At 36.9% G+C, this 2,863-nt stretch carries 2 protein-coding genes; both read right to left on the bottom strand.

Features of this window, described 5'->3' with window-relative positions:
• Positions 1-130: 130 nt before the first annotated feature.
• On the bottom strand, positions 131-2,146 hold the full coding sequence (gene fusA, locus AC3AX0_RS10780; protein WP_487550292.1) for an elongation factor G: 2,016 nt from the start codon (positions 2,144-2,146) through the stop codon (positions 131-133).
• 81 nt (positions 2,147-2,227) lie between these two features.
• Entirely contained in the window at positions 2,228-2,698 is a 471-nt protein-coding gene (rpsG, locus tag AC3AX0_RS10775; protein WP_487550291.1) for a 30S ribosomal protein S7, read from the bottom strand.
• Positions 2,699-2,863 lie beyond the last annotated feature (165 nt).

The following is a 2,863-nucleotide window of genomic DNA, read 5'->3' as shown; positions in this document are numbered from 1 at the left end:
TACCATGGTCAACGTGACCAATAGTTCCTATGTTTACGTGGGGTTTATTTCTTTCATATTTTGCTTTTGACATTTAAGTTCCTCCTTTTAATATAAACTAAATTATATTGTATTCATCTTTTTCAGATGCTTATTTAACTATATCTTCTACCATTTTAGCTGGTACTTTTTCATAATGATCAAACTGCATTGAGTAGTTTGCTCTTCCTTGAGAAAGTGATCTAAGTACTGTTGCATAACCGAACATTTCTGAAAGTGGTACAAATGCATCCACTACTTTAATTCCGTTTCTGTCAACAAATCCTTCAATTCTACCTCTTCTTGAGTTAATATCACCTATTACATCTCCAAGGTACTCATCTGGAGTTAATACTTCAACCTTCATGTAAGGCTCAAGTACTACAGGATTAGCCTTCTTAGCAGCATCCTTGAATGCCATAGATCCAGCAATTTTAAAGGCCATCTCACTTGAGTCAACCTCGTGGTAAGATCCATCATAAAGTGTAACTTTGAAGTCGATTGTTGGGAAACCTGACATAACACCATTTTCTGATGATTCTCTTACACCGTTTTCAACAGCAGAAATGTATTCCTTCGGAATAGATCCTCCAGTAACCTTGTTGACAAACTCAAATCCTGCACCAGTTTCTTGCGGTTCGATGATGATTTTAACATGACCATACTGTCCTTTACCACCGGACTGTTTAGAGTACTTGCAGTCAACATTGGCTGTACCAGTAATAGTCTCTTTATATGAAACCTGTGGTTTACCTACATTAGCTTCTACCTTGAATTCTCTCATAAGTCTGTCTACGATGATCTCTAGGTGCAATTCTCCCATTCCAGCTATAATAGTCTGTCCTGTCTCTACGTTTGTATAAGTTCTGAATGTAGGATCCTCTTCCGCAAGCTTCTGAAGTCCTATACCCATTTTTTGCTGTCCTACTTTAGTCTTAGGTTCAATGGCAACTTCTATAACAGGTTCAGGGAAGTCCATTGCCTCAAGAATAACTATATTATTAGGGTCACACAGAGTGTCTCCAGTAGTAGTTTGCTTGAAACCAACAGCTGCTGCAATATCTCCAGCATATACTTTACTAATTTCTTCTCTTTTATTGGCGTGCATCTGAAGGATTCTACCAACTCTTTCCCTCTTATTCTTAGTAGAGTTAGTTACATAACTTCCGGCTTCCATAACTCCAGAGTATACTCTGAAGAAAGTAAGCTTTCCAACAAATGGGTCTGCCATTATCTTGAACGCAAGTGCAGCGAAAGGAGCTTCGTCTGATGATTCTCTAACTATATCTGCTCCATCTTCGTCAATTCCTGTGATTGCTTCTACATCAAGTGGAGATGGCATATACTCAACAACTGCATCAAGTAAAATTTGAACACCTTTGTTCTTGTATGCTGATCCACAAAGAACAGGGATAATATCAACGGCAATAGTTGCTTTTCTAATAGCTTCTTTAATCAAAGCTACTTCGATTTCTTCACCATCAAGAAATTTCTCCATGATTTCTTCATTATAATCAGATATTGCTTCCAACATCTTTTCTCTATATTCTGCAGCCTTTTCTTTGTAATCTTCAGGTATTTCAACTATCTCGATTTCTTCGCCCAAATCATCTTTATAGATTCTAGCGTTCATTTCAACAAGGTCAATAATTCCTACAAACTCTTCTTCCGCTCCTATAGGATACTGAATTGGCACAACATTTGCTTTAAGTCTTTCAATCATTGTTCCTACTGAATACTCAAAACTTGCTCCCATTTTATCCATTTTATTTACAAAACAGATTCTTGGAACCCTATATTTATCAGCTTGTCTCCAAACTGTTTCAGACTGTGGCTCAACACCGTTTTTAGCGTCGAATATAGCTACAGAACCGTCAAGTACTCTTAGAGATCTCTCAACTTCAACTGTAAAGTCAACGTGTCCAGGTGTATCTATAATATTAATTCTAGTATTTTTCCAAGCACATGTAGTTGCAGCGGAAGTAATTGTTATTCCTCTTTCCTGCTCTTGCTCCATCCAGTCCATTTGAGACGCACCTTCGTGTGTTTCTCCTATTTTATGAATCATACCTGAATAATAAAGTATTCTCTCAGTACAAGTAGTTTTACCTGCGTCTATATGCGCCATTATCCCTATATTTCTTGTTCTATCTAAAGGATATTCTCTCACAACTTTCCTCCTATCTGCAATGATAAAATGGTTATCATTTTACCATCTGAAACTAGCAAATGCTTTATTAGCTTCTGCCATTTTATGAGTGTCTTCTTTCTTCTTGACACTTGCGCCTGTACTATTAGCCGCATCCATAAGTTCTTTTGCCAGTCTTTCCTTCATGGTTCTTTCCCCTCTTTTACGAGTGTAAGTAATTAACCATCTCAAACCTAATGTTTGTCTTCTTTCAGGTCTAACCTCGATTGGTACCTGATATGTAGCTCCACCAACTCTTCTTGCTTTAACTTCAAGCACAGGCATGATATTATTCAATGCTTTATAGAATACTTCCTTTGGATCATCTCCAGTTTTTTCTTCTATCATTTCAAAAGCACCATACACTATCTTTTGAGCAACACCTTTCTTACCGTCCAGCATAACTGAATTGATAAGTTTGGTAACAATTTTATCTTTGTATATCGGATCTTCCATCACTTGTCTTTTGGGTATATGTCCTTTTCTTGGCACTACGCTTCCCTCCTTAATAAGTATTTAATTCATAGGTACTCGACATTCACTGTCGGCATTACGACAATAAACTGTCGCGGTGCACAAAATGCAAAAATATAAAACTATATATATATATATCTATATTTAAGGCTTTAACGCATCAAACATAAACGCATTATGTGC

The organism is Dethiosulfatibacter sp. (assembly GCF_983023055.1).
The sequence above is the reverse complement of the archived record's forward strand: the minus strand, read 5'-3'. Positions and strand labels throughout refer to the sequence as shown.